The 20,135-nt window shown below is 66.4% G+C and carries 21 protein-coding genes and 1 tRNA gene; 8 read left to right on the forward strand and 14 right to left on the reverse strand.

All coding sequences use genetic code 11. The annotated features are described in order from the left end of the window. Positions 1-32: 32 nt before the first annotated feature. The 3 genes from Q0J57_RS06960 to mutM are packed head-to-tail and all read left to right on the forward strand — an operon-like array spanning position 33 to position 1,704. Positions 33-263: a KH domain-containing protein gene (locus Q0J57_RS06960; RefSeq protein ID WP_297218633.1), complete on the forward strand. Its 231-nt coding sequence runs from the start codon at positions 33-35 to the stop codon at positions 261-263. Between the two features lie 8 nt (positions 264-271). Continuing rightward, entirely contained in the window at positions 272-823 is a 552-nt protein-coding gene (gene rimM / locus Q0J57_RS06965) for a ribosome maturation factor RimM (RefSeq protein WP_297218635.1), read from the forward strand. A 5-nt stretch (positions 824-828) separates the two neighbouring features. Continuing rightward, a complete protein-coding gene (gene mutM / locus Q0J57_RS06970; RefSeq protein ID WP_297218637.1) occupies positions 829-1,704 on the forward strand; it encodes a bifunctional DNA-formamidopyrimidine glycosylase/DNA-(apurinic or apyrimidinic site) lyase in 876 nt (291 codons plus the stop codon). A gap of 297 nt (positions 1,705-2,001) precedes the next feature. On the opposite strand, the gene Q0J57_RS06975 is transcribed toward mutM, so the two are convergent. The 14 genes from Q0J57_RS06975 to Q0J57_RS07040 form a co-directional block, all read right to left on the reverse strand. After that, positions 2,002-2,577 carry an isochorismatase family cysteine hydrolase gene (locus Q0J57_RS06975; RefSeq protein ID WP_297218639.1) on the reverse strand — a complete coding sequence of 192 codons (576 nt, stop codon included), beginning with the start codon at positions 2,575-2,577 and terminating at the stop codon, positions 2,002-2,004. A 201-nt stretch (positions 2,578-2,778) separates the two neighbouring features. After that, positions 2,779-5,352 (reverse strand): ComEC/Rec2 family competence protein, encoded by a 2,574-nt coding sequence (locus Q0J57_RS06980; RefSeq protein WP_297218641.1) that lies wholly within the window; start codon positions 5,350-5,352, stop codon positions 2,779-2,781. Between the two features lie 4 nt (positions 5,353-5,356). Beyond that, positions 5,357-5,812, reverse strand: a complete 456-nt coding sequence (gene smpB / locus Q0J57_RS06985) for an SsrA-binding protein SmpB (RefSeq protein ID WP_297218643.1) — start codon at positions 5,810-5,812, stop codon at positions 5,357-5,359. Next, a complete protein-coding gene (gene ptsP / locus Q0J57_RS06990) occupies positions 5,809-7,572 on the reverse strand; it encodes a phosphoenolpyruvate--protein phosphotransferase (protein WP_297218645.1) in 1,764 nt (587 codons plus the stop codon). Before ptsP ends, smpB begins: the two co-directional genes overlap by 4 nt. Positions 7,573-7,574: 2 nt before the next feature. Then, positions 7,575-7,871, reverse strand: coding sequence for an HPr family phosphocarrier protein (locus Q0J57_RS06995; RefSeq protein ID WP_297218647.1), 297 nt, complete (start codon positions 7,869-7,871; stop codon positions 7,575-7,577). 45 nt (positions 7,872-7,916) lie between these two features. Further along, positions 7,917-8,666 (reverse strand): PTS system mannose/fructose/sorbose family transporter subunit IID, encoded by a 750-nt coding sequence (locus Q0J57_RS07000; protein ID WP_297218649.1) that lies wholly within the window; start codon positions 8,664-8,666, stop codon positions 7,917-7,919. 17 nt (positions 8,667-8,683) lie between these two features. Next, positions 8,684-9,535 carry a 16S rRNA (cytidine(1402)-2'-O)-methyltransferase gene (gene rsmI, locus Q0J57_RS07005; RefSeq protein WP_297218652.1) on the reverse strand — a complete coding sequence of 284 codons (852 nt, stop codon included), beginning with the start codon at positions 9,533-9,535 and terminating at the stop codon, positions 8,684-8,686. Next, positions 9,468-9,914, reverse strand: coding sequence for a YraN family protein (locus Q0J57_RS07010; RefSeq protein WP_297218654.1), 447 nt, complete (start codon positions 9,912-9,914; stop codon positions 9,468-9,470). The genes rsmI and Q0J57_RS07010 overlap by 68 nt, the downstream gene beginning before the upstream one ends. After that, positions 9,908-10,303, reverse strand: a complete 396-nt coding sequence (locus Q0J57_RS07015) for a hypothetical protein (protein ID WP_297218656.1) — start codon at positions 10,301-10,303, stop codon at positions 9,908-9,910. Before Q0J57_RS07015 ends, Q0J57_RS07010 begins: the two co-directional genes overlap by 7 nt. Further along, positions 10,300-11,001, reverse strand: a complete 702-nt coding sequence (locus Q0J57_RS07020) for a ribonuclease HII (RefSeq protein ID WP_297218778.1) — start codon at positions 10,999-11,001, stop codon at positions 10,300-10,302. Before Q0J57_RS07020 ends, Q0J57_RS07015 begins: the two co-directional genes overlap by 4 nt. Positions 11,002-11,259: 258 nt before the next feature. Next, positions 11,260-11,607: a 50S ribosomal protein L19 gene (rplS, locus tag Q0J57_RS07025; protein ID WP_297218658.1), complete on the reverse strand. Its 348-nt coding sequence runs from the start codon at positions 11,605-11,607 to the stop codon at positions 11,260-11,262. 53 nt (positions 11,608-11,660) lie between these two features. Next, the gene (gene trmD, locus Q0J57_RS07030) at positions 11,661-12,947 is read right to left on the reverse strand and encodes a tRNA (guanosine(37)-N1)-methyltransferase TrmD (protein ID WP_297218661.1); all 1,287 of its coding nucleotides are present in this window, start codon (positions 12,945-12,947) and stop codon (positions 11,661-11,663) included. Between the two features lie 69 nt (positions 12,948-13,016). Beyond that, positions 13,017-13,709 carry a 4'-phosphopantetheinyl transferase family protein gene (locus Q0J57_RS07035; RefSeq protein ID WP_297218663.1) on the reverse strand — a complete coding sequence of 231 codons (693 nt, stop codon included), beginning with the start codon at positions 13,707-13,709 and terminating at the stop codon, positions 13,017-13,019. Between the two features lie 98 nt (positions 13,710-13,807). Continuing rightward, positions 13,808-13,901, reverse strand: a tRNA-Sec gene (locus Q0J57_RS07040). A gap of 182 nt (positions 13,902-14,083) precedes the next feature. Between Q0J57_RS07040 and ftsH the strand changes: the two genes are divergently transcribed. From ftsH to glmM, 5 genes are all read left to right on the forward strand, one after another. Then, positions 14,084-16,120, forward strand: a complete 2,037-nt coding sequence (ftsH, locus tag Q0J57_RS07045; RefSeq protein WP_297218665.1) for an ATP-dependent zinc metalloprotease FtsH — start codon at positions 14,084-14,086, stop codon at positions 16,118-16,120. Further along, positions 16,107-16,997: a dihydropteroate synthase gene (folP, locus tag Q0J57_RS07050; RefSeq protein WP_297218667.1), complete on the forward strand. Its 891-nt coding sequence runs from the start codon at positions 16,107-16,109 to the stop codon at positions 16,995-16,997. Before ftsH ends, folP begins: the two co-directional genes overlap by 14 nt. Before the next feature lie 96 nt (positions 16,998-17,093). Then, a complete protein-coding gene (gene cdaA / locus Q0J57_RS07055) occupies positions 17,094-17,837 on the forward strand; it encodes a diadenylate cyclase CdaA (protein ID WP_297218669.1) in 744 nt (247 codons plus the stop codon). Then, positions 17,824-18,750 (forward strand): CdaR family protein, encoded by a 927-nt coding sequence (locus Q0J57_RS07060; RefSeq protein ID WP_297218671.1) that lies wholly within the window; start codon positions 17,824-17,826, stop codon positions 18,748-18,750. The genes cdaA and Q0J57_RS07060 overlap by 14 nt, the downstream gene beginning before the upstream one ends. A gap of 30 nt (positions 18,751-18,780) precedes the next feature. Continuing rightward, positions 18,781-20,133: a phosphoglucosamine mutase gene (gene glmM, locus Q0J57_RS07065; protein WP_297218672.1), complete on the forward strand. Its 1,353-nt coding sequence runs from the start codon at positions 18,781-18,783 to the stop codon at positions 20,131-20,133. The last annotated feature ends 2 nt before the right edge of the window (positions 20,134-20,135 follow it).

A 20,135-nucleotide genomic window follows, 5' to 3' on the forward strand; every position in this document is an offset into this window, starting at 1 on the left:
TTCCGCGCCTGTCCGGCGCGGCGGAGGTTCGTATGAAGGAGTTGATTCTCTACATCGCCAAGTCGCTGGTGGATCACCCTGAAGAGGTACAGGTCAGCGAGATCGAAGGCGAACAAACCACTGTGCTGGAATTGAAGGTTGCCAAGGAAGATTTGGGCAAGGTCATCGGCAAGCAGGGCCGCACGGCGCGCGCCATGCGCACGCTGCTGAGCGCCGCTTCCACCAAATGCCGCAAACGGGCGGTGCTGGAGATTCTGGAATAGGCCTGACCATGCCCCACTGGATCGAACTGGGCGTTTTCCTACGCCCGCACGGTATCAAGGGGGAGTGCTGCATCGACTGGTATGCAGACTCCCCTTCCCTTCTTGACGCGCCCCTGTTTCTGCAACAGGGGCAGCGTCCTCCCCGCCCGTTGCGCCTGCGTGCCTGGCGCATGCACAAGGGGCGTCCTCTTCTGCTGCCGGACGGCGTGAATGACCGCACGGCTGCGGAAGAACTGCGCGGCGCCCGCATTCTCATCGACCGCGCCTCCCTGCCGGAAACGGACGAGGATGAGGTCTATGTGGAAGACCTCCTGGGCTGTGCGGTTTTTCTGGACGATGGCCGTCGCCTGGGCTGTCTGGACCATGTGGAATACCCCGCCGGCCGCGAGGTCTGGGGCATCCGCACCGCAGATGGCCGGGAAGTGCTCTTTCCCGCGGAACCCTGCTTCATTGTGGGCTTTGACCTGGGGGATCCGCAGGGCCCCCGCGTGACCATTGCGCCGCCTGACGGGCTGCTGGATATCTATCTGGGGACAGACACGCCGGCCACAGAGGACTGATGCCCATGCCCGAACTGCCCGAAGTGGAAACCGTGGTCCGCACCCTGCGTCCGCAGGTGCTCCACCGGTGCATCCGGCGGGTGGACCTGCTGCGCCCGTCGCAGGTGCATCCCCTGAGTCTGCCCCTGACAACGCTGGAAGGGCGGCAGATCGTAGAGGTCACGCGCCGCGGCAAGCTGGTGCTGCTGCATCTGGCCGCGCCCGCCTCCTGCCCGCAGATCGCAGCCGCGGCCCCGGATGTGCCCGAGCTGCTGGCGGTGCATTTGCGCATGACCGGCCGTCTCATGACCCACCCTGACGGCACCCCGCCACACGCGCACAGCCGCTGCCTCTTTTACCTGGACGGTACGGACGGCCCGTCCGTGCTCTTCTTTGATGATGTACGCGCCTTCGGCCTGCTGTTTGCCGCCACGCCGGCCCTGTTGCAGCGCTGGGACTTCTGGCGCCGCATGGGGCCGGAGCCGCTGGAACATCCGGCCGCGACGCTGGGAGCCGACCTCTTCTCCCGCCTGCATACCCGCCGCACAGCGCTCAAGGCCCTGCTGCTGGACCAGAGCGTGCTTGCCGGCATAGGCAATATCTATGCCGACGAGTCCCTGTTCCAGGCCGGTCTGGACCCGCGCCGCCCCGGCGCGTCCCTTGCCCTGCCGGAGTGGCAGCAGCTCTGTGCCGCCCTGCAGGCGGTGCTGCGGCTTTCCATTGCCCAGTGCGGCAGTTCCATCCGGGACTACCGGGATGCCAACGGGCATGTGGGCGCCTTTCAGAACAGTTTTGCCGTCTACGGGCGCGGTGGCGAGCCGTGCACGCGCTGCGGCCGCCCGCTGGTCAGAACGCGCGTGGCCGGGCGCACCACCATTTTCTGTCCCTCCTGCCAGCACTGACATCAGTGCGGCCATGCTGTGGAAGCGGAGCGCCCGTACCCTGCGCCGGGTCTGCTGCAAAATGCCGGTTAAGGCCTGTTAACACAAATTTTACAAATAATTTCAATAGATAAAACAAACGAGCTGAACTTGTTCCGCTTGCCGTGGGAGGCGGGGGTACCTCGTGTCCCTGCTCTTCCCCCGGTAAAAGCGCGCTGGGGAAGGGATGGGGGGCCTGGGGGGAAGGGAAACCCGCTCCCGCGCTGGCGGAGGGGTTTTCCTTCCCCCCCGAACAGGCAACGAATCGTGTTAACAGCCCTAGTGCCGCGGCATGCGCAGGGGCGGCAGTTCTCGCAGGGGCAGGCAGGCAATACCCATGTGCTGCATGTCGTAGATATTGGCAGCGGCCACTTCCGGTGTCTGGGCCGAACAGGCATCGGTCACCACGGTCACGTCATAGTCAAGGCTCATGCCGTCCACGGCCGTACTGCGCACGCAGTTGGGATACTGGGTGCCGGTAATGAGCAGACTGTCCACGTGCAGGCGGCGCAGCAGCAGGTCCAGTTCCGTCTGGAAAAAGGCACTGAAACGGCGCTTGCAGATGATGTATTCGCCGGACAGCGGCAGGAGGGGCGTCACGATGCGTGCGCCTTCACTGCCGGGAACGCAGATGCCCGGTCCGTCGCTGAACAGGGGCTGACGCATCTTTTCCACATCGCTGCCGTCGCGGTTGTGGCAGCGGATGACATGGCAGACGGGAATGCCCGCCTCGCGCGCGTCCAGAAGCAGATGGCGGATGACAGGGACCGTGGGGGCCGCACCGCGCACGCAGAGCGGGGCATCGGGCAGTACAAAATCGTTTTGCATATCAATGATGAGCAGGGCCGGGCGCATGGTTACTCTCCTTTCCGGCACTGTAGCCCGCAGGGCATCCGGGCACAAGGGCCTCGGGCCGCCGGAAGGCGCCGTGCGGCAACGGCCGGCCCAGCCGCACAGGGCGCGGCGCCCTGTGGGTGGCAATGCCGCTCCCGGCGGCATGTCCTGCCGTCGTGCGCATGGGGGGCCAGACCGGTCCATGCTGTCATGCATCCGGCGTCAGCGGCCGGGCCAGCGTATGGTAATCTGTCCCTCGCTGGCCGTGACCCGCAGGGGAATGTGCCGCTGTGCCAGCCAGTTCCGCAGACGGGCAGAGGGCGTGCGGTAGCGGTTGAGGAAGCCGCAGCTCACCAGCACCTGACGGGGCTGCACCGCCTCGTAGAAGGCCGGCAGAAAGGCGCTGTCGCTGCCGTGATGGGGCGCCACCAGCACTTCGGCCTGGAGATTCTGCCCGCTGTCCAGCAGGGCCGCCAGTGCCGGTGTTTCCGCATCGCCGGGCAGCAGGGCAAGGCCGTGCCCGTTGCGCACAAGGCGCAGCACCAGCGAAGCATTATTGCCCTTCCAGCGTTGTCCTTCCGGGCCGCGCGGCGGGTGGAGCACTTCCAGAGTCAGACCCAGGGTCGGGTCGCCCAGCGGCAGGCGGTCTCCCCGGAACAGGGGGCGGGCAGGAAAGTCCCGGGTCAGGGCATTCCATGCCCGGCCGTAACGGTTGGTGGCCTGCCGGCCGTTGTCATACAGGGCGTCCACGCGGAAATGGCGCAGAATGTAGATCAGTCCGCCGCAGTGGTCCATGTCGGGATGACTGTTGATGACGCTGTGCAGCCGGGGCAGGGCATTGGCCAGCAGTATGGGCGCCACCAGGCGTCGGCCCGGATCGTAGAAGGGCGAAAGCGGGCCGGCCCCGTCCACCAGCAGGCGCTGCGGCGCGGCCAGCCATCCGTCGCCGGGAACATGCAGCAGCACAGCCTGGGCCTGTCCCACATCCAGCACATCCAGACGTATGGGGCGCTGCCAGCGGGGCCACAGCGCCAGCACCGGCCCCACGGACAGCAGCACAAGCGCCGCCAGCAGCAGACGGCCATGCCCCCGCGGCGGACTCGCCGGGCAGGGGGCAACCGTCGCCGGTTCCAGCGAAAAATGCCGGGCCGCTGCCGCGCACAGCAGCAGCATGCCGGGAATGGCCGTCCAGTGCGGCCGCGGCAGGGCTGGCAGCTCCAGCAGACCATGGGCATGCAGCAATCCCAGACCATCCACCAGCCACTGGCAGGGCAGGGCGCAGATATCCAGGATGCACCGGGCGGGCCACAGCAGGCCGCACAGGGAGAGCAGCAGCCCGAGCACCGTACCGGGCAGCACCAGGCAGCCCAGCACGGGCAGCCAGAGCAGATTGAGGAAAAACCACTGCCCGGCATTGCCGAACAGCCAGACATTGAGGGGCAGCAGCACAAGCTGGATGCACAGGGAAAGCAGCAGCAGCCGGGCGCCCTGTATGCCCAGCCGTTTCAGCCGCTGCCCCAGGCGCTGCCATGGCGTGGACGGGAGACCCTCGCGCTGCGGCCGCGGCAGGGGCAGCCAGCGCCGCAGCAGCGGCATGCTGATGCCGATGGCAAACAGGCAGAGGGCCGACAGTTGCAGCCCGGTGTCAAAGACCGCCAGGGGAGCGGCCGCGCAGATGACCACAAGGGCCGTGGCCAGCAGGTCCAGGGTGGAGCGGGGCAGATGGGCATGCAGCCCTTCGGGCAGGGAACCGCTGCGCCGGGTAAGGATGGTCAGGCTCAGGGCCATGGCCAGGAGCATGCAGGCTGCCCGCAGCAGGGAGGAAGGGGCATTGCCCAGCCACAGATAGAGCAGGGCCGGCGGGCAGGCGGCCAGGGTGGCCAGCACCACGCGGGGACGGTGCAGATACAGGCCGGGCCACAGGCGTCCGGCCAGCAGCACACAGACCAGACCCAGCAGGCCCGCTATGGCCAGATGCTGCCCGGAAAGGGCCAGGCTGTGCAGCAGGCTGGCGGCGGCAAACTGGTCCAGCACATGGCGGTCAAGAAAGTAGCGGTCGCCAAAGAGCAGGGCGGGCAGTACGGCATGGCCCTGATGGGCAGCCAGCCAGCGGTCCCTGTGGGCCGGGGGCAGCTCTTCGGGCAGCAGGGCACGCAAAAACCGTTCCTTGATCTGGTGCCGCCAGCGACCGGAAAGGGAGGGGCTGCCGTCAGGACGGGCCTGGGCGCCGTTTCCCCGGCTCCACAGGCGCCAGTGCACGCCCTGGGCGCGCCACCAGAGGCCCCAGTCCTGCATGCTGGCATTGCGTGTGCCCTGCACGGGGCGGACAGCGCTGCGCAGGCAGACCGTCTGTCCGGGCAGCGGGGTAAACAGCGGATTTTGCCAGGTCCAGGCCACAAGGCCGGGCAGTGCCGGCTGCTCCGGCTGTTCCTGAGGATGGACCTGTTGCAGCAGCACGCGGAGACGTTCTCCGGGCAGACCGCTGACGCTGTGCACCGTGCCGCAGAGGCGCGGGCGTTGGGCAGCCGGTACGGTGGGCAGGGCCGAGGCAAGCCAGGCCGGAGCAGGAGGAAGGCGGAGCAGGTGGGAGGCCAGCAGCAGACCGGCCCCGGCCAGCAGCAGCGCCAGCAGGGTTCGTACGGCATGCCGCGGAGGGTGCAGGCGTGTGTCCAGCAGGACAAGGAGACACAGCAGCATGCCGGCGGGTAGGGGCCAGGCCGCCGCAATCAGGCCCAGCAGCCAGCAGAGGGCATAGCTCTGCCACAGAAGCGGGGCCTGCAGGGGCGGACGCCGCATGCCGTCAGGCCATTTCGCGGGCGGCGTCGCGTTCTTCGGCGCGGCGCTTGAGGGTATCGCGGTGGTCAAAGAGCTTCTTGCCCCGTCCCAGGGCAATTTCCATCTTGACCTTGCCGCGCTTGAAATACAGGCTCACGGGCACCACGGTCAGTCCTTTCTGCTCCACCTTGGCGGTATACTGGCGGATTTCCGCCGCGTGCATGAGCAGGCGGCGGGGCCGGTCCGGCTCCTGCACCACATAGCCCGCATTGGCATAGGGCGCAATGTGCAGGGAAAGGACAAAGGCCTCCCCGTGGCGAAAGTCCACGTAGCTGTCAAGGAAGTTGACCCGGCCGGCACGCAGGCTCTTGACCTCGGGACCGGTGAGGCTGATGCCCACCTCCAGAAAATCGGACAGTTCATAGAGATGGCGGGCCTTCTTGTTCACCGCAATGGTGGCGGGGGATGACTTCTTGCTCATGGGCGGCTGTCGGTGAGAATACTGGTGGTGTGAAAGGCCAGCTCGCTGCCGAGCACGGCCTGGAGGCGTTCGCGCAGGATGCGCTGGGAAACGGAAACATCCGCACTGCCCAGGACGCTGTGGGCCAGTTCTTCGCAGAAGGCCGCGTCCATGCGGCGGATCATGTGCTTCATGCCGGGAACAAAACGGGGCGACGCGGAAACCGTGTCAATGCCCATGCCCAGCAGAATGGCCAGACCGTAGGGATCGGCGGCCAGTTCGCCGCAGACGGAAACCCCGATGCCCTCGCGGTGTGCCGAGTCGATGACGCGCTTGAGCGAGCGCACCACGGCCGGATGCAGGGCCTCGGCCAGGTGGGCCACGTGCACGTTGTTGCGGTCAATGGCAATGAGGTAGTGGATGAGGTCATTGGTGCCGATGCTGAAAAAGTCGCATTCGCAGGCCAGGGTATCGGCAATGAGCACGGCGGCGGGGGTTTCCACCATGATGCCCAGCGGCAGGCTGTCGGCATGGGGAATGCCAGCGGCCTGCATCTGCTGATGCAGCTCCTGCATGATGCGGCGCACGGCCAGGATTTCATCCACGCTGGAAATCATGGGCAGCATGATGGCCGCATTGCCCCAGACGCCGGCTCGCATGAGCGCCCGCAGCTGGGTGCGGAAAATATCCTGATGGCGCAGGCAGAAGCGGATGCCGCGCAGCCCCAGGGCGGGATTGGGTTCGCGCAGGGCCTCCTGCGCGCGCAGCATCTTGTCCGCACCGCAGTCCAGGGTGCGGAAGACCACCCGTTCCGGAGCGATGCGGCGGGCCACGGCGCTGTATTCGGCCAGCAGGCTTTCCTCGTCCGGCAGGGTATCCCGCAGAAAGGAAAATTCCGTGCGGTACAGGCCCACGCCCTCGGCCCCGCTGGCCTGGAGGTCGGCGGCTTCTTCCGGCCGTTCCAGATTGGCCTGCACGGAAACGCGCATGCCGTCCCGCAGTTCGGCGGGCCAGTGGGCTTCCTGGCGGGTGCGCTGTTCCCAGGCCAGGTAGTCATTGCGCCGGTTCTTGTAGCGGGCAATGTCTTCCTCGTCCGGCTCAAGAAGGATACAGCCCTTGAGGCCGTCCACAATGACCCGTTCGCCGTGCAGGGCCGTATGCAGCAGGCCCGTCACGCCCACCAGGGCGGGAATGTGCAGCCCGCGCGACAGGATGGCCGTGTGGGAGGTGGGGCCGCCCTCGGCCGTCACAATGGCCTGCACGCTCTTGAAGTCCGTTTCCATGACATCGGCCGGCGAGAGGTCTTCGGCGGCCAGGATGGCAGGGTGATCGTCGTCCACGTCGGAGCCGGCCAGGCAGGCCCGTATGCGCAGGCCCACGGCGCGGATGTCCTGGGCGCGATCCCGCAGGTAGGGATTGTCCATCTTGCGGAAGATGTCGCACAGCTCTTCCACGGTCTTTTCCAGCGCCCAGGAGGCACAGATCAGCTCCTTTTCGATGGCGCTCTGGGCCTTGTCCAGCAGCTTGGGATCGCGGGCCAGTTCAATCTGGGCGGCAATGACCTCGCGATATTCGGCCAGGTCATCGGGAACCTTGTCCATGGCCTCGCGCAGGTCTTCACGCACGCTGTCGGCCGCGTCGCGCAGCATGGACTGTTCCTTGGGCACTTCGCCGGACGTGAGACGACGCCGCTCGATCATGCGGGCGGAATATTTGAAGCGCAGCATGCCGATGGCAATGCCGGGCGAGACTGGGGTTCCGAAAAGCAGGGCGCGGGGCATGGCTATTCTCGTATGTCGTCAAGGCAGGCGGCCACGGCCAGCAGGGCCTCGCGGGCATCCTCGCCCGTGGCCTCAAGGGTGATGCGGGCCTCTTCCGGCAGGGCCAGGGAAAGAACGTCCAGCATGCTCTTGGCATCGGCGCTGGCCTCGCCGGCCCGCAGGGTAACGGCAGCCTTGTGCCGCTGGGCCTCCTGCGCCAGACGGGCGGCAGGACGTGCGTGCAGGCCCCCGCGCATGCGCAGGGTCAGGGAAAGGACAAGCCCCTCGGGGGTTTCCACGATGGCATCGCTCAGGCTCATGGTGTCTCCGCGTTTTCGGCTCGTGGTGGCAGGGCGGCCACCATTTTACACGCCCAGCAGGCGTTCGTCCATGAAAATCAGCAGGCCAAGCATACCCAGCCACAGCACTATGCGCGGCAGGCGCCAGCGCCCCACCACCCAGGCGGCCCCCAGCAGCGCCAGCAGGCTGATGATCCCGTAGTTCCAGGGGGCCAGGCGGGCTTCATGCGGGGCCAGCTGCCAGAAGATGACGGCAATGAGCAGGGCATTGACCATCTTGATGCGCCGGGACCAGTTGATGAGATTCAGGCGCTTCAGCCCGGCCAGCGCCGTGATGCCGTTGCGCAAGGCATAGAAAAAGGTAGCACAGCGAAAGGCCAGCAGCATGAGCAGGGTGGCCCCCAGCAGCACCAGGGCCGGCGTGACGAGATGGGCCAGCAGCAGAACCACCGTGAGCAGGGTCCAGCAGGGCAGCAGCGCCCCCTCGAAAAAGCCGTCGCCAATGGCCGAAAGCGTGGTGCTCAGGGTCTTGCGCACATTGGCCACCGCCGAGGCGGGCAGCGTGCCGGCGGCAATGAGATTTTCCAGCCCCAGCACGGCGCCCACATAGAAGGGCAGCATGTACGGATGCGTGTTGCTGTGCACCAGATAACGGGACACGGCCTCGGCCCGCTGCGTCTGGTCCGGGTAGAGATGCCGCAGCCCCGGTTGCAGCGCATAGAGCTGCCCTGTCAGCTGCATGCCGCGCGCCGTCACCGCCGCATTGACGCAGAAGGTGCGGAGAAGGCAGCGCAGGGCAATTCGTGTGGGCAGCATGGTGGCTCCGTGGCTGATCAGCTGTCGTCGCGGGTCAGCAGTTCGTACAGTTCCTTGACGCTCCAGCCCGGCAGTTCCGGCTGGGCCAGACGGGCCAGTTCCTTGGAGCGCGCGGAGGGATGACCGGCCGCCAGCCGCCGCAGGCAGGTCCGGGCCTCGTCTTCCGCGGCACGCTCCTGCTGTTCCGGCGGCCCGATGATGACGGTGATCTCGCCCAGCAGCTCGTGGGACAGGCGCTGATGGTCTTCCAGGCGGAAGAGTATAAATTCCTCGTGCGTCTTGGTCAATTCACGGCATACGGCCGCCTCGCGCGGGCCGAGAACGGCGGCGGCCACGGCCAGGCTGGCCGGGAGTCGGTCCTTGCGCTCAAAGAAAACCAGCGAGCCGGGCGTGCGCGCAAAGGCCGTGAACAGCTGCCGCCGGCCGGCATCATCACGGGGCAGGAAGCCCAGAAAGGTAAAGGGCAGCGGCGGGATACCCGCTGCGCTGAGGGCCGTTACCGGTGCGGACGGACCGGGCACGGGCGAAACGCGGATGCCCTGCGCCCGGCAGGCCCGCACCAGACGATAGCCCGGGTCTGCCACCAGGGGCGTCCCCGCATCCGATACCAGGGCCAGCTGCTGCCCGTCGTGCAGCAGGCGCAGCACCTCGTCCTGGCGTTCGGCCTCGTTGCGGTCGTGGAAGCTCATGAGGCGGCGGGCCGTGATGCCGCAGCGGGCCAGCAGCTGGCCGGTTCGCCGCGTATCTTCGGACAGCAGCACGTCTGCCGTGCTCACGATGTGGCGGGCGCGTGGCGACAGGTCACCAGGGTTGCCAAGCGGTGTGGCCACAATCCACAGGGTCCCCGGCGCTTGTGAAGTCAAAGGCATGGGGCAGATGCTCCAGATGCAGGCCCTGGGCGTCTTCAATGACCGTGACCACATCAAAACGGCAGGGGCGGTGCCAGGCCGCATGCGCATCCAGCCAGTACTGGGCCGCCCGCACAAGGGTCCGCCGCTTGCGCGGGGTCATGGCGTCCGCCGGGCCGGCCTGCGTATGGGCACGGCGGCTTTTTACTTCCACGAAAACAAGGGTGTCGCCGTCACGGCAGACAATGTCCAGTTCCAGCCGGCCCTGCCGCCAGTTTTGGTCCAGCAGCACATAGCCCCGGCGTTGCAGCAGGGCTGCGGCTGCCGCTTCCCCCCGCTGTCCCAGTGCCGCCCTGGCCTGTGCCGCGGAGGTGGCGGCCTGCGCGGGGGGCTTCAGCATGACGAGCGCCGGCGGCCGAAACGCCGGCGGCGCGGTCCGGGGGCCGGCATGCGCAGGGGCTGAAAGGTCATGTCGTTTTCCCTGTCTGGCGCTGGCGTCGTTGTGCTGCCCGGGGGCGGGGCGCTTGCTGGCGTGCCTGCCGTGGCGGCCTGTGGGCTGGCCCGGCGGGCGGCCATGCGGGCCTCGCTCTGGTCCAGCAGCTCTTCCAGGGGCACGGCCACGCCGTCCCATTCCGGCAGCGGTTCGGAAGGCAGGGGCGTAAATTCCGTTTCCGTGAATTCCGCATGGGAAAATTCGTGGCAGGCACGCTGCCGCAGGGGGACGGGACGCTTGAGCAGGCGGCCCAGACCGCCGAAGATGCCGCCAGCACCGGGCAGAAACATGGTCACAGCAGCTCCCCCTGACAGGCTGCCGGGGCGGCATCCGGCGTGTCGGCACAGACGCCGCGAAAGGTCAGCCGGTGCAGCGGGCACGGCCCTAGACGCCGCAGGGCCGCATAATGGGCCGCCGTGCCGTAGCCCTTGTGCCGGGCCAGATCATAGCCGGGCCAGCGCCTGTCCAGAACCGTCATGAGCTGATCCCGGCAGGTCTTGGCCAGGATGGACGCGGCGGAAATGGCCGGTATCAGGCGGTCGCCGTCCACCACGGCCCGTTGCGCCGGGAGTTGGCGGCGGCCGGCAAGGGCGTGCCGGAGGACCTGCGGAGGAATGGTCTTGTTGCCGTCCACCAGCAGGTGCAGCGCTTCCGGCGCCTGCCGGCCCTGCCCGCAGTGGGGTCCCAGGGTGGCCACGGCCCGGCTCATGGCCTCGAAGGTGGCCTGCAGAATGTTGATGGCATCAATGCGGCGCGGCCAGACCATGCCCAGGCCCCAGGCCAGAGCATGCCGGCGGATGCGCGGGGCCAGCTGTTCCCGCTGCCGGGCGCTGAGCGTTTTGGAGTCCGCGAGACCCGGCAGATCATAGTGTTCCGGCAGAATGACGGCTGCCGCCACCACCGGCCCGGCCAGACAGCCTCGCCCGGCCTCGTCAATGCCCGCACAGGCAGCGGGCGGCAGGACCGGGGCCGGAAGGGTTCCGGGCAGCAGCATGGGCGCATGGGTGGCAGAACGGGAACGGGGCATGGCTATCTCCCGGCAGCGACGCGGCAACACAGCACGGCAATGGGCATGGCAGCACAGCGCCGCCATGTGGTTGTGTGTGACAGACAGGGCCGGCGGCACCGGCCGTCGGGCATGCCTGCCATAAACACGACAACCTCACCCGGTTTCTGCAAAAAAACCGGGTGAGGTGATGAAATCACGCGCACGTCAGCGGAACTGACGTGACGGAAAGAACGTTTCGGCGGATCAGAAGCGGCCGCGAGGCTTGATGCGGGCCGCTTTGCCCTTGAGGGCGCGCAGGTAGTAGAGACGGCTGCGGCGCACGCGGCCCTGGCCGATCACTTCCACATGATCGATGAAGGGGGAATGCAGGGGGAAGATGCGTTCCACGCCCACGCCGTCAGACACCTTGCGCACGGTGAAGGTGGCCCCGGTGGTGCCGCGCTGCAGGCGGATCACATTCCCCTGGAAAACCTGGATACGTTCCTTTTCGCCTTCGACGATACGCAGATGCACCTTCACCGTATCGCCGGAGCGAAACGTGGGCATATCCATGCGCATGTTTTCCTGTTCAATCTTTTTGATGATGTCCATGCATCTACTCCTTGGTATCCGCAGCCGCGCGGGCCGTCGGTAAAAACTGAGGGCTAGTGGTAGTCGCCCAGAATCCTGTCGGCCAGAATGGCTGCCGCACTGCGCACCGACAGGTGGTTGTCGCTCAAAAAACGTATGGGACGCATGATGCCGTCGCAGCGGGCCAGCACTTCGGCTGCCAGCCCCCGCGCCGTGCCCAGGCAGAGCATGACCGGGCCGTTGCTGCACAAGTCGCGTGCATCGCGCGGCGTCAGCAGGGGAAGACGGCATTTTTTTCCCGGCCAGGCGGCGGAACTTGCCAGCAGGACAGGGCGGGTGCCGCTGCGTTCCTCCAGTTGCGCCAGCGCGTCATCCAGCGACAGGGCGGGGCGGACCATGTCCAGGGCGCGCGCCCGGTCGGTGTCGTTTCTGCCGCCGGTCCAGTGCCGCAGGATGGCACCAAGCAGGGCCTGCTGTTCTTCCAGCGGCGTCACGACATAGAAGGGTCCCGTCGCATAGCTTCGCGAAACACGGGCTATATCGTGAATGTCGAGATTTGTCAAAGAAGAAGTGCCGCTTTTTTTCCCGTCCAGAAGGACCGGATGATGGACCAGGCAGAAGGAAAGATTGCGCCCTGCCCGCGGGCGGGGCATGCTGGCCAGCGCGGCGGCATCCTCGCGGTCCAGCGGGGCCGTGTCCAGCAGGTCCGGGCGGTGCAGCAGGGTGGCGCGCAGGGATTCTTCGCGCCGCCAGCGGGCAATGCGGCCGTGATCGCCGCTGCGCAGCACATCGGGCACGGGCAGGCCTTCCAGTACCTCGGGACGGGTATAGTGCGGATATTCCAGCAGGCCGTGGGAAAAGCTTTCCTCGTCCCCCGAGGCTTCCTTGCCCATGTAGCCGGGCACAAGACGGGCCACGGCCTCCAGCACAGCCAGCGCGGCGGTTTCTCCGCCGTTGAGCACGGCTTCCCCCACGCTCACGGCCTCCAGCGGAAAAAGGTCGTTGAGGCGGGCGTCCAGGCCCTCGTAGCGGCCGCAGATGAGCGTCAGGTCGTCCTCGCGGGCCAGCTCGCGGGCCAGGGCCTGCGTCAGGGGCCGCCCGCCGGGCGACATGAGCAGCATGCGTCCCGGACTGGCAATGGAGCGCAGGGCGGCGGCCACGGGTTCGCCCTGCATGACCATGCCGGGACCTCCCCCGTAGGGGCGGTCGTCCACATGGTGGTGGCGGCTGGTGCTGAAGGTGCGCGGATCGTGCAGCGTGCAGGACACAATGCCTGCCTCCCGGGCGCGCCCCATGAGGCCCGCCTCCAGGGGCGAATGGAAAAATTCGGGAAAGAGGGTGACGATATGAAAGCGTGGCATGGCCGCAGAGTGCCGCAATCGCCGCGTGCTGGCAAGGGCAAATGCGCCGGTGGCGCAGGCGACATGCCGTCAGTACGGCCAAGGGGCATGCTGCGGCGTTACCAGATGAAAGGGTCGCGGCGCCGCCAGGCTCAGCCAGTGTTCCGGCAGGGGCACGGAGCGCCAGCAGAGGGCCGGTCCCTGCCAGCCGGTACCGGTATGGCCGCGGCGCTGCCCGGCGCGTCCGCTGTCCACCTGGTCCGGCGGCAGCGTGAGACCGGTGCCCCTGGCCTTGAGCAGGGCTTCCTTGATGGTCCAGCGACGCCGGCGGTCGCGCTCCGCCCCGTATCCGGCGGCATGCCTGCACTCCTGCCGGGAAAAGGCGGACACATGCGGCGCCGGCGACAGCAGCCATTCCGCATCCATGCCCAGGCAGTGCATGCCCGCGGCCTGGCTGCCCAGGGCGCAGAAGACGGCGCGGGGAGTATAGCTGAAGGACAGGACAAAGCCGGGCAGCACAGGCGCCCCGGCCGCATTGTGGGAAAGGGCGCGCAGACGGTCCGCCGGCAGATTCCGGGCACACAGCAGCTCCAGCAGCAGGGCACGGGCCAGCCAGCGGGCACAGCGATCGGAGGCATGGCGGAAGCGGTGCAGGTGGCACAGCTGCGCATCGGCCAGCAGCGGGGTCAGCCGTGCGCAAAGACGGCTGGTCAGCAGGGCGAGCTGCTGGTCGTCAGCGGGCAGGGGGGCCAGAGCAAGGAAGACGGACGGGATGGATGACATGAAGGCACGGCTTGTGCGGGCAGGAAGGCGGCAGGCGCATACCTGGGCTTCCAGGAGCTGGCCGGAAACGGCGAGGCCGTCAGGCCCGGCGGGATGACTGGCGGAGACGTATAGGAGTCGAACCTACCGCAGACGGCAAAGCCTGCCGCCGGTTTTGAAGACCGGGCGCCACACCGGTGACGACACGTCTCCCCGTCTTCTGGTATGTAGCGCAAAAGCGCCGTCAAAGCAAGGTGGGGCCTTGCCTTGACGGCCCATGACCTTATCTTGAAAAAAATGGTCCCTGAGGGACTCGGCATTTGACACATACAGCCGGCAAGGCTATTTTTGTGGAGGTATGCCCGGCCTTCAGGCGGGCAACCGTGGAGGTCAATTTGAATCAGACAAGCCGTAATCTGTTGCTGTGGGTCGCTCTTGGCCTGGCGATGGTGATGCTTTTTAATATGTTCCAGCAGCCGCAAAACACGGCGTCGCGCATTTCCTACTCCGATTTCATGGGGCGTGTGGAGTCTGGACAGATACAGTCCGTGACCATCCAGGGCAATGTGCTGACCGGTAATGCCCTGGACGGCAAGGGCGCCCAGATACAGACCTATGCCCCCGAAGGGGCGGACACCGTGGCCCAGCTCATGGCCAAGAAGGTGGAAGTGCGTGCCGAACCGCCGGAAGAACCGGCCTGGTACACGGCCTTTCTGGTGAACTGGCTGCCGCTGCTTCTGCTGCTGGGCGTATGGATTTTTGTCATGCGCCAGATGCAGGGCGGGGGCGCCGGCAAGGCCATGAGCTTCGGGCGTTCGCGTGCCCGCATGCTCAACGAGGACAGCGCCCGCGTGACCTTTGACGATGTGGCCGGGGTGGACGAGGCCAAGGAAGAACTGTCCGAAGTGGTGGAATTTCTTTCCAATCCCAAGAAATTCACCCGTCTGGGCGGGCGCATTCCCAAGGGGGTGCTGCTGGTGGGGCCTCCCGGCACCGGCAAGACGCTGCTGGCCCGGGCCGTGGCCGGCGAGGCCGGAGTGCCCTTTTTCTCCATTTCCGGTTCGGACTTTGTGGAAATGTTTGTGGGCGTGGGCGCTTCCCGCGTGCGCGACCTCTTTGTGCAGGGCAAGAAGAATGCGCCCTGTCTTATCTTTATTGACGAAATCGATGCCGTGGGCCGCAAGCGCGGTGCGGGGCTGGGCGGCGGTCATGACGAACGCGAACAGACCCTGAACCAGCTGCTGGTGGAAATGGACGGCTTTGAAAGCAACGAAGGCGTCATCCTCATTGCCGCCACCAACCGGCCCGACGTGCTGGACCCGGCCCTGCTGCGTCCCGGGCGCTTTGACCGTCAGGTGGTGGTGCCCACGCCTGACCTGCGCGGCCGCCGGCGTATTCTTGAGGTGCACACCAAGCGCACGCCGCTGGCGGACGATGTGGACCTGGATGTGCTGGCGCGGGGAACGCCGGGCTTTTCCGGCGCCGACCTGGAAAACCTCGTCAACGAGGCGGCCCTGCAGGCGGCCAAGCTCAACGAGGACAAGCTGGACATGAACGACTTCGAATTCGCCAAGGACAAGGTCCTCATGGGGCGGGAGCGCCGCAGCCTCATCCTTTCCGATGAGGAAAAGCGCATCACGGCCTATCACGAGGGCGGTCATGCCCTGGCGGCCCGTCTGCTGCCCGGTACCGACCCGGTGCACAAGGTGTCCATCATTCCGCGCGGGCGTGCCCTGGGCGTGACCATGCAGCTGCCCGAGGAAGATCGCCACGGCTATTCCCGCAACTACCTGCGGAATACCCTGGTGGTGCTGCTGGGCGGGCGTGTGGCCGAGGAAATCATCTTTGACGACATTACCACCGGGGCGTCCAACGATATCGAGCGCGTGACCCGCATGGCCCGCAAGATGGTCTGCGAATGGGGCATGAGCGACGCCATCGGCACGCTGGCCATCGGCGAAACCGGTGAAGAGGTCTTTATCGGTCGCGAATGGGTGCAGAACAAGAACTACAGTGAAGACACGGCCCGTCTGGTGGACGGGGAAGTCAAGCGCATTGTGGAAGAAGCCCATTCCCGCTGCCGGACCCTGCTGCAGGAAAATCTGGAAGTGCTGCACCGCATTGCCCGTGCCCTGCTGGACCGCGAAACCATTACCGGGGAAGAGCTGGACCTGATCATGGAAGGCAAGCCCCTGCCGCCGCTGGACGCCAACGGCAAGCCCGTCAAGACGGCCACGCCCGCCGCACCCGCTGCAACACCTGCGGCGCCTGCCGCGGGTCAGACGGCCGCTGCGCCGGCTGACGACTTCCGCCTTGAACCGGACACGGATGCGGCGGAAAAGCCGGCCGGCTCCGCGCTCGAAACGGGCGGCAATGCCCATGACGGCGGTCAGGACACGGCGGGACCAAAGGATGACAATGTCTCCCGCTGAGCTGCCGCAGACCGGAGCCTGGCATATTGTGGGGGGGCGTGCGCTCTGTGCGCCCGCCCCTTTCGGCGTTATGGGCATTGTGAACCTGACGCCCGATTCCTTTTTTGATGGCGGCTGCCATGCCAATGCCGCCGCAGGGCTGGCCCATGCCCTGCGTCTGCGGGAGGAAGGGGCGGACATTCTGGACCTTGGCGCCGAATCCTCCCGGCCGGGCGCCCGGGAACTTCAGTCCCGGGAGGAAGTGGAGCGCCTGCTTCCCGTACTGGCCGGCCTGCGGCAGAAGGCCCCCGGCGCCATCCTTTCCGTGGACACCTACCATGCGGATACGGCGGCGGCCGTGCTGGAGCAGGGCGTCCACATCATCAACGATATTTCGGCCTGTCGTTTTGATCCCGGCCTGCTGGACGTTCTGGTGCAGTTCCGGCCCGGCTATGTGCTCATGCACAGCCAGGGGCGGCCGGAGGTCATGCAGCGGGCGCCCCGCTATGCGGATGTGTGCCGCGAGGTCATGACTTTTTTTGAAGAGGGCCTGCATCGCCTTACGGCGGCCGGCCTGCCGGAAGACCGCATCGTGCTGGATCCGGGCATCGGCTTCGGCAAGACACTGGAACATAATCTGACCCTGCTGGCCCATACCCGCGACTGGCTTGCCCTGGGGCGGCCCGTGCTCATGGGCCTGTCCATGAAATCCCTGTTCGGGCAGCTGCTTTCCCTGCCGGTGGAGCGGCGCGGCACAGCCACGCAGGTGGCCACGGTGCTGCAATGGCAGGCAGGGGCCTTCTGGCACCGGGTCCATGATGTGGCGGCCACCCGGCAAAGCCTTGCGCTGGCTGCGGCACTGGCCGGCCACGGGCAACGGACGGCAGCGGACCGGTAGGGCGCACGGCCTGCCGGCTGCCCCTTGCGGAGCAGTGGCGTCTGGCCTATACGGACATAGCGGCAACTCCTCCTGTCACCTCCTGCGGAGCAGACCATGCCCATAGTGCTTGATCATATTGTTTTTGACTGGCGTGACGCGCTGGACATCGCTCTGGTCGGTGTGCTGCTCTATCAGGTCATCCAGCTGCTGCGCGGTTCACGGGCGCTGGCCGTGCTCACCGGGCTGGGGCTGCTCACGGCCCTGTACTTCATGTCGCGCAGCATGGGGCTGTATACGCTGTCCTGGCTGTTGCAGCATATCTTCAGTTCCCTGTTCATTCTCATTGTGGTCATCTTCCAGAGCGACATCCGGCAGGCCCTGGGCGAGGTGGGCAGCCGGCACTTCTTCCGCAAGCGCAATCTGCATGAGGGCATGGTGGAAGAGGTGGTGTCCGCCTGTGTGGAAATGGCCCGTCTGCGCGTGGGGGCGCTCATCGTTTTCGAGCGCAGCATGCGGCTGGGCGACATGGTCAAGCGGGAAAGCGTTCCCCTGGATGCCCGCCTGTCCCGGCAGCTGCTCATGAATATCTTTTATCCCAAGGCGCCGCTGCATGATGGCGCGGTGGTCATAAGCCGGGGGCGCATTCTGGCGGCCGCCTGCATTCTGCCCCTGGCCGAGGCCCGGGGACAATCCTTTGGCACGCGCCACCGTGCGGCACTGGGCGCCACGGCCGAAAGCGATGCCGTGGTCGTGGTGGTTTCCGAGGAGCGTGGCGAAATCTCCGTGGCCATCAAGGGGGAGCTTGTGCGCAACCTTGATGCGACCCGGCTGAGGCAGGTGCTTCATGATGTCCTTTGATCCCAAGAAAATGCCGCATCTGCTGTCAGCCATTGTGGCCATGGTGACGGCCGTGGCCATGTGGTACGTGGTCAGCGTGCGGGACCGGCTGGAAGTGCAGCTGGAAGTGAGCATCGACTATAACGGCGTGCCGCCTGATCTGGTGGTCACGGACGGGCTTATCAGCAAGATTCATGTGCGCCTGCGCGGTCCAGAACTGCTGCTGCGGGCCATTTCGCAGCAGACGCTCAAGCAGGCCATCAATCTGTCCGGCATCAAGAAGGGGACCACCGTGGTGCCCCTTACCGGGGATCACATGGGGCCGCAGCTGCGGGCCTTTGAGCTGATCGACGTGCAGCCGCCGCGTCTGGTGATCAAGGCCGATACCTATATGGAACGCAGCGTTCCCGTGCGGGCGGAAATCGAATCGCCCCTGCGCAGCGGTGCCCTGACGGTGGAGAATGTCATTGTGTCTCCGGCGTCCGTGACCCTACGGGGACCGGAGGAACTCATTTCCCGCATGTCGCATGTGCCGCTGACCATCACGCTGGACCCCAATGCCGCGGGAACCACGGTGCGCACATCCCTGCCGCTGGACACGCCGGGTCTGGTCACGGCCGTGCCGTCGCGGGTGGAAGTGCAGTATACCATCACCAGCGGACGCAGCGTGGTGACCCGCCAGGTCCGGGTGGAGGTGGAAGCCCAGGACGCGCGCCATTATACGGTGGAACCGGAAACCGTGGAGCTGCTGGTGGAGGTGCCGGAAGCCCTGGCCCGCAATTCCTCCTATCTGCGCAAGCTGGGGGTCATTGTGGTGCCGCCGCCGCTGGAAGAGGGGCAGAGCCGCCAGGTGGAACCGCGAATCCGTCTGCCCGAGGGGATGGTTCTGCTCAACCCCTCGGTCAGCCCCGTAACCATTTCACGCAAAAAGTAGCAGCCGTCCCCGACGGCGAGGAGCAGCTCTATGGCAGAACGTCTTTTCGGTACCGATGGCATGCGCGGTCCGGTGAATATTGCGCCCATGACCGTGGACGTGGCCCTGCGGCTGGGGCTGGCGGCGGGGGTGCGTTTTCGCAAGGGGCCGCACCGGCACAAGGTGGTCATCGGCAAGGATACCCGCCTGTCGGGCTACATGTTTGAATCGGCGCTCACTGCCGGGCTGTGTGCGGCGGGCATGCACGTCATCATGACCGGTCCCCTGCCCACGCCGGCCATTTCCTTTCTGACGCGGAACATGCGGGCGGACCTGGGCGTGGTCATTTCCGCTTCGCACAATCCCTATTCGGACAATGGCATCAAGTTTTTTGATGCCGACGGCTTCAAGCTGCCCGACGAGGTGGAGAACGAAATTTCGGCCATGGTGCTGGACCCTGACTTTCGCTGGCCCTATCCGGCGTCCGACAAGGTCGGCCGTGCCAGCAAGATCGAGGATGCCGGCGGGCGTTACATCGTGTACACCAAGAGCTGTTTTCCCGCGCATCTGACGCTGGCAGGGCTGCGCATTGTCATCGACTGTGCCAACGGGGCCTCCTACAAGGTGGCGCCCCTGGCGCTGGAAGAACTGGGTGCCGAGGTCTTCCGTCTGGGCACGGCGCCCAATGGCACCAATATCAACGAGCACTGCGGCTCCCTGCATCCCGAGGGCGTGGTGGCCAAGGTGCGCGAGGTGCGCGCGGATGTGGGGCTGGCCCTGGACGGCGATGCGGACCGGCTCATCGTGGTGGATGAACAGGGCAATGTGCTTGATGGCGACCAGATCATGGCCCTGTGCGCACAGGCCATGATGGAGCGGGGCGAACTGCCGGGCAACGTGCTGGTGGCCACGGCCATGAGCAATCTGGCCCTGGAAATCTTCATGAAGGAACGGGCCGGCACCCTGCTGCGCACCCGCGTGGGCGACCGCTATGTGGTGGAGGCCATGCGGCGCGAGGGCGCCATGCTGGGCGGGGAGCAGTCCGGGCATCTCATCTTCCGGCAGTACAGCACCACGGGGGACGGTCTGCTGGCAGCCCTGCAGATACTGCGCATCATGCGCGAGAAGGAGCGCCCCCTGTCGGAACTGGCCAGGCAGTTGCAACTCTTTCCGCAGAAGCTCATCAATGTCCGTGTGGAGAAAAAGCTGCCCTTTGAGGAACGCCCGGCCATCGGCAAGGCCGTGGCGGAGGTGGAAAAGGCCCTTGCCGGCCGCGGCCGCGTGCTGCTGCGCTATTCGGGTACCGAAGCGCTGTGCCGGGTCATGGTGGAGGCGGAAGACGAAGACAAGGTTGTGCGCTATGCCACGGAGCTGGCCGATGTGGTCAGCCGTGAACTGCGCTGATC

The sequence above is a fragment of the uncultured Desulfovibrio sp. genome, from assembly GCF_944324505.1.
Classification (GTDB): Bacteria; Desulfobacterota; Desulfovibrionia; order Desulfovibrionales; family Desulfovibrionaceae; genus Desulfovibrio.

Coding starts and splice junctions, on each gene's coding strand:
- Q0J57_RS06960 (WP_297218633.1), top strand. CDS start 33: ATGAAGGAGTTGATTCTCTACATCGCCAAGTCGCTGGTGGATCACCCT.
- rimM (WP_297218635.1), top strand. CDS start 272: ATGCCCCACTGGATCGAACTGGGCGTTTTCCTACGCCCGCACGGTATC.
- mutM (WP_297218637.1), top strand. CDS start 829: ATGCCCGAACTGCCCGAAGTGGAAACCGTGGTCCGCACCCTGCGTCCG.
- Q0J57_RS06975 (WP_297218639.1), bottom strand. CDS start 2,577: ATGCGCCCGGCCCTGCTCATCATTGATATGCAAAACGATTTTGTACTG.
- Q0J57_RS06980 (WP_297218641.1), bottom strand. CDS start 5,352: ATGCGGCGTCCGCCCCTGCAGGCCCCGCTTCTGTGGCAGAGCTATGCC.
- smpB (WP_297218643.1), bottom strand. CDS start 5,812: ATGAGCAAGAAGTCATCCCCCGCCACCATTGCGGTGAACAAGAAGGCC.
- ptsP (WP_297218645.1), bottom strand. CDS start 7,572: ATGCCCCGCGCCCTGCTTTTCGGAACCCCAGTCTCGCCCGGCATTGCC.
- Q0J57_RS06995 (WP_297218647.1), bottom strand. CDS start 7,871: ATGAGCCTGAGCGATGCCATCGTGGAAACCCCCGAGGGGCTTGTCCTT.
- Q0J57_RS07000 (WP_297218649.1), bottom strand. CDS start 8,666: ATGCTGCCCACACGAATTGCCCTGCGCTGCCTTCTCCGCACCTTCTGC.
- rsmI (WP_297218652.1), bottom strand. CDS start 9,535: ATGCCTTTGACTTCACAAGCGCCGGGGACCCTGTGGATTGTGGCCACA.
- Q0J57_RS07010 (WP_297218654.1), bottom strand. CDS start 9,914: ATGCTGAAGCCCCCCGCGCAGGCCGCCACCTCCGCGGCACAGGCCAGG.
- Q0J57_RS07020 (WP_297218778.1), bottom strand. CDS start 11,001: ATGCTGCTGCCCGGAACCCTTCCGGCCCCGGTCCTGCCGCCCGCTGCC.
- rplS (WP_297218658.1), bottom strand. CDS start 11,607: ATGGACATCATCAAAAAGATTGAACAGGAAAACATGCGCATGGATATG.
- trmD (WP_297218661.1), bottom strand. CDS start 12,947: ATGCCACGCTTTCATATCGTCACCCTCTTTCCCGAATTTTTCCATTCG.
- Q0J57_RS07035 (WP_297218663.1), bottom strand. CDS start 13,709: ATGTCATCCATCCCGTCCGTCTTCCTTGCTCTGGCCCCCCTGCCCGCT.
- folP (WP_297218667.1), top strand. CDS start 16,107: ATGTCTCCCGCTGAGCTGCCGCAGACCGGAGCCTGGCATATTGTGGGG.
- cdaA (WP_297218669.1), top strand. CDS start 17,094: ATGCCCATAGTGCTTGATCATATTGTTTTTGACTGGCGTGACGCGCTG.
- Q0J57_RS07060 (WP_297218671.1), top strand. CDS start 17,824: ATGATGTCCTTTGATCCCAAGAAAATGCCGCATCTGCTGTCAGCCATT.
- glmM (WP_297218672.1), top strand. CDS start 18,781: ATGGCAGAACGTCTTTTCGGTACCGATGGCATGCGCGGTCCGGTGAAT.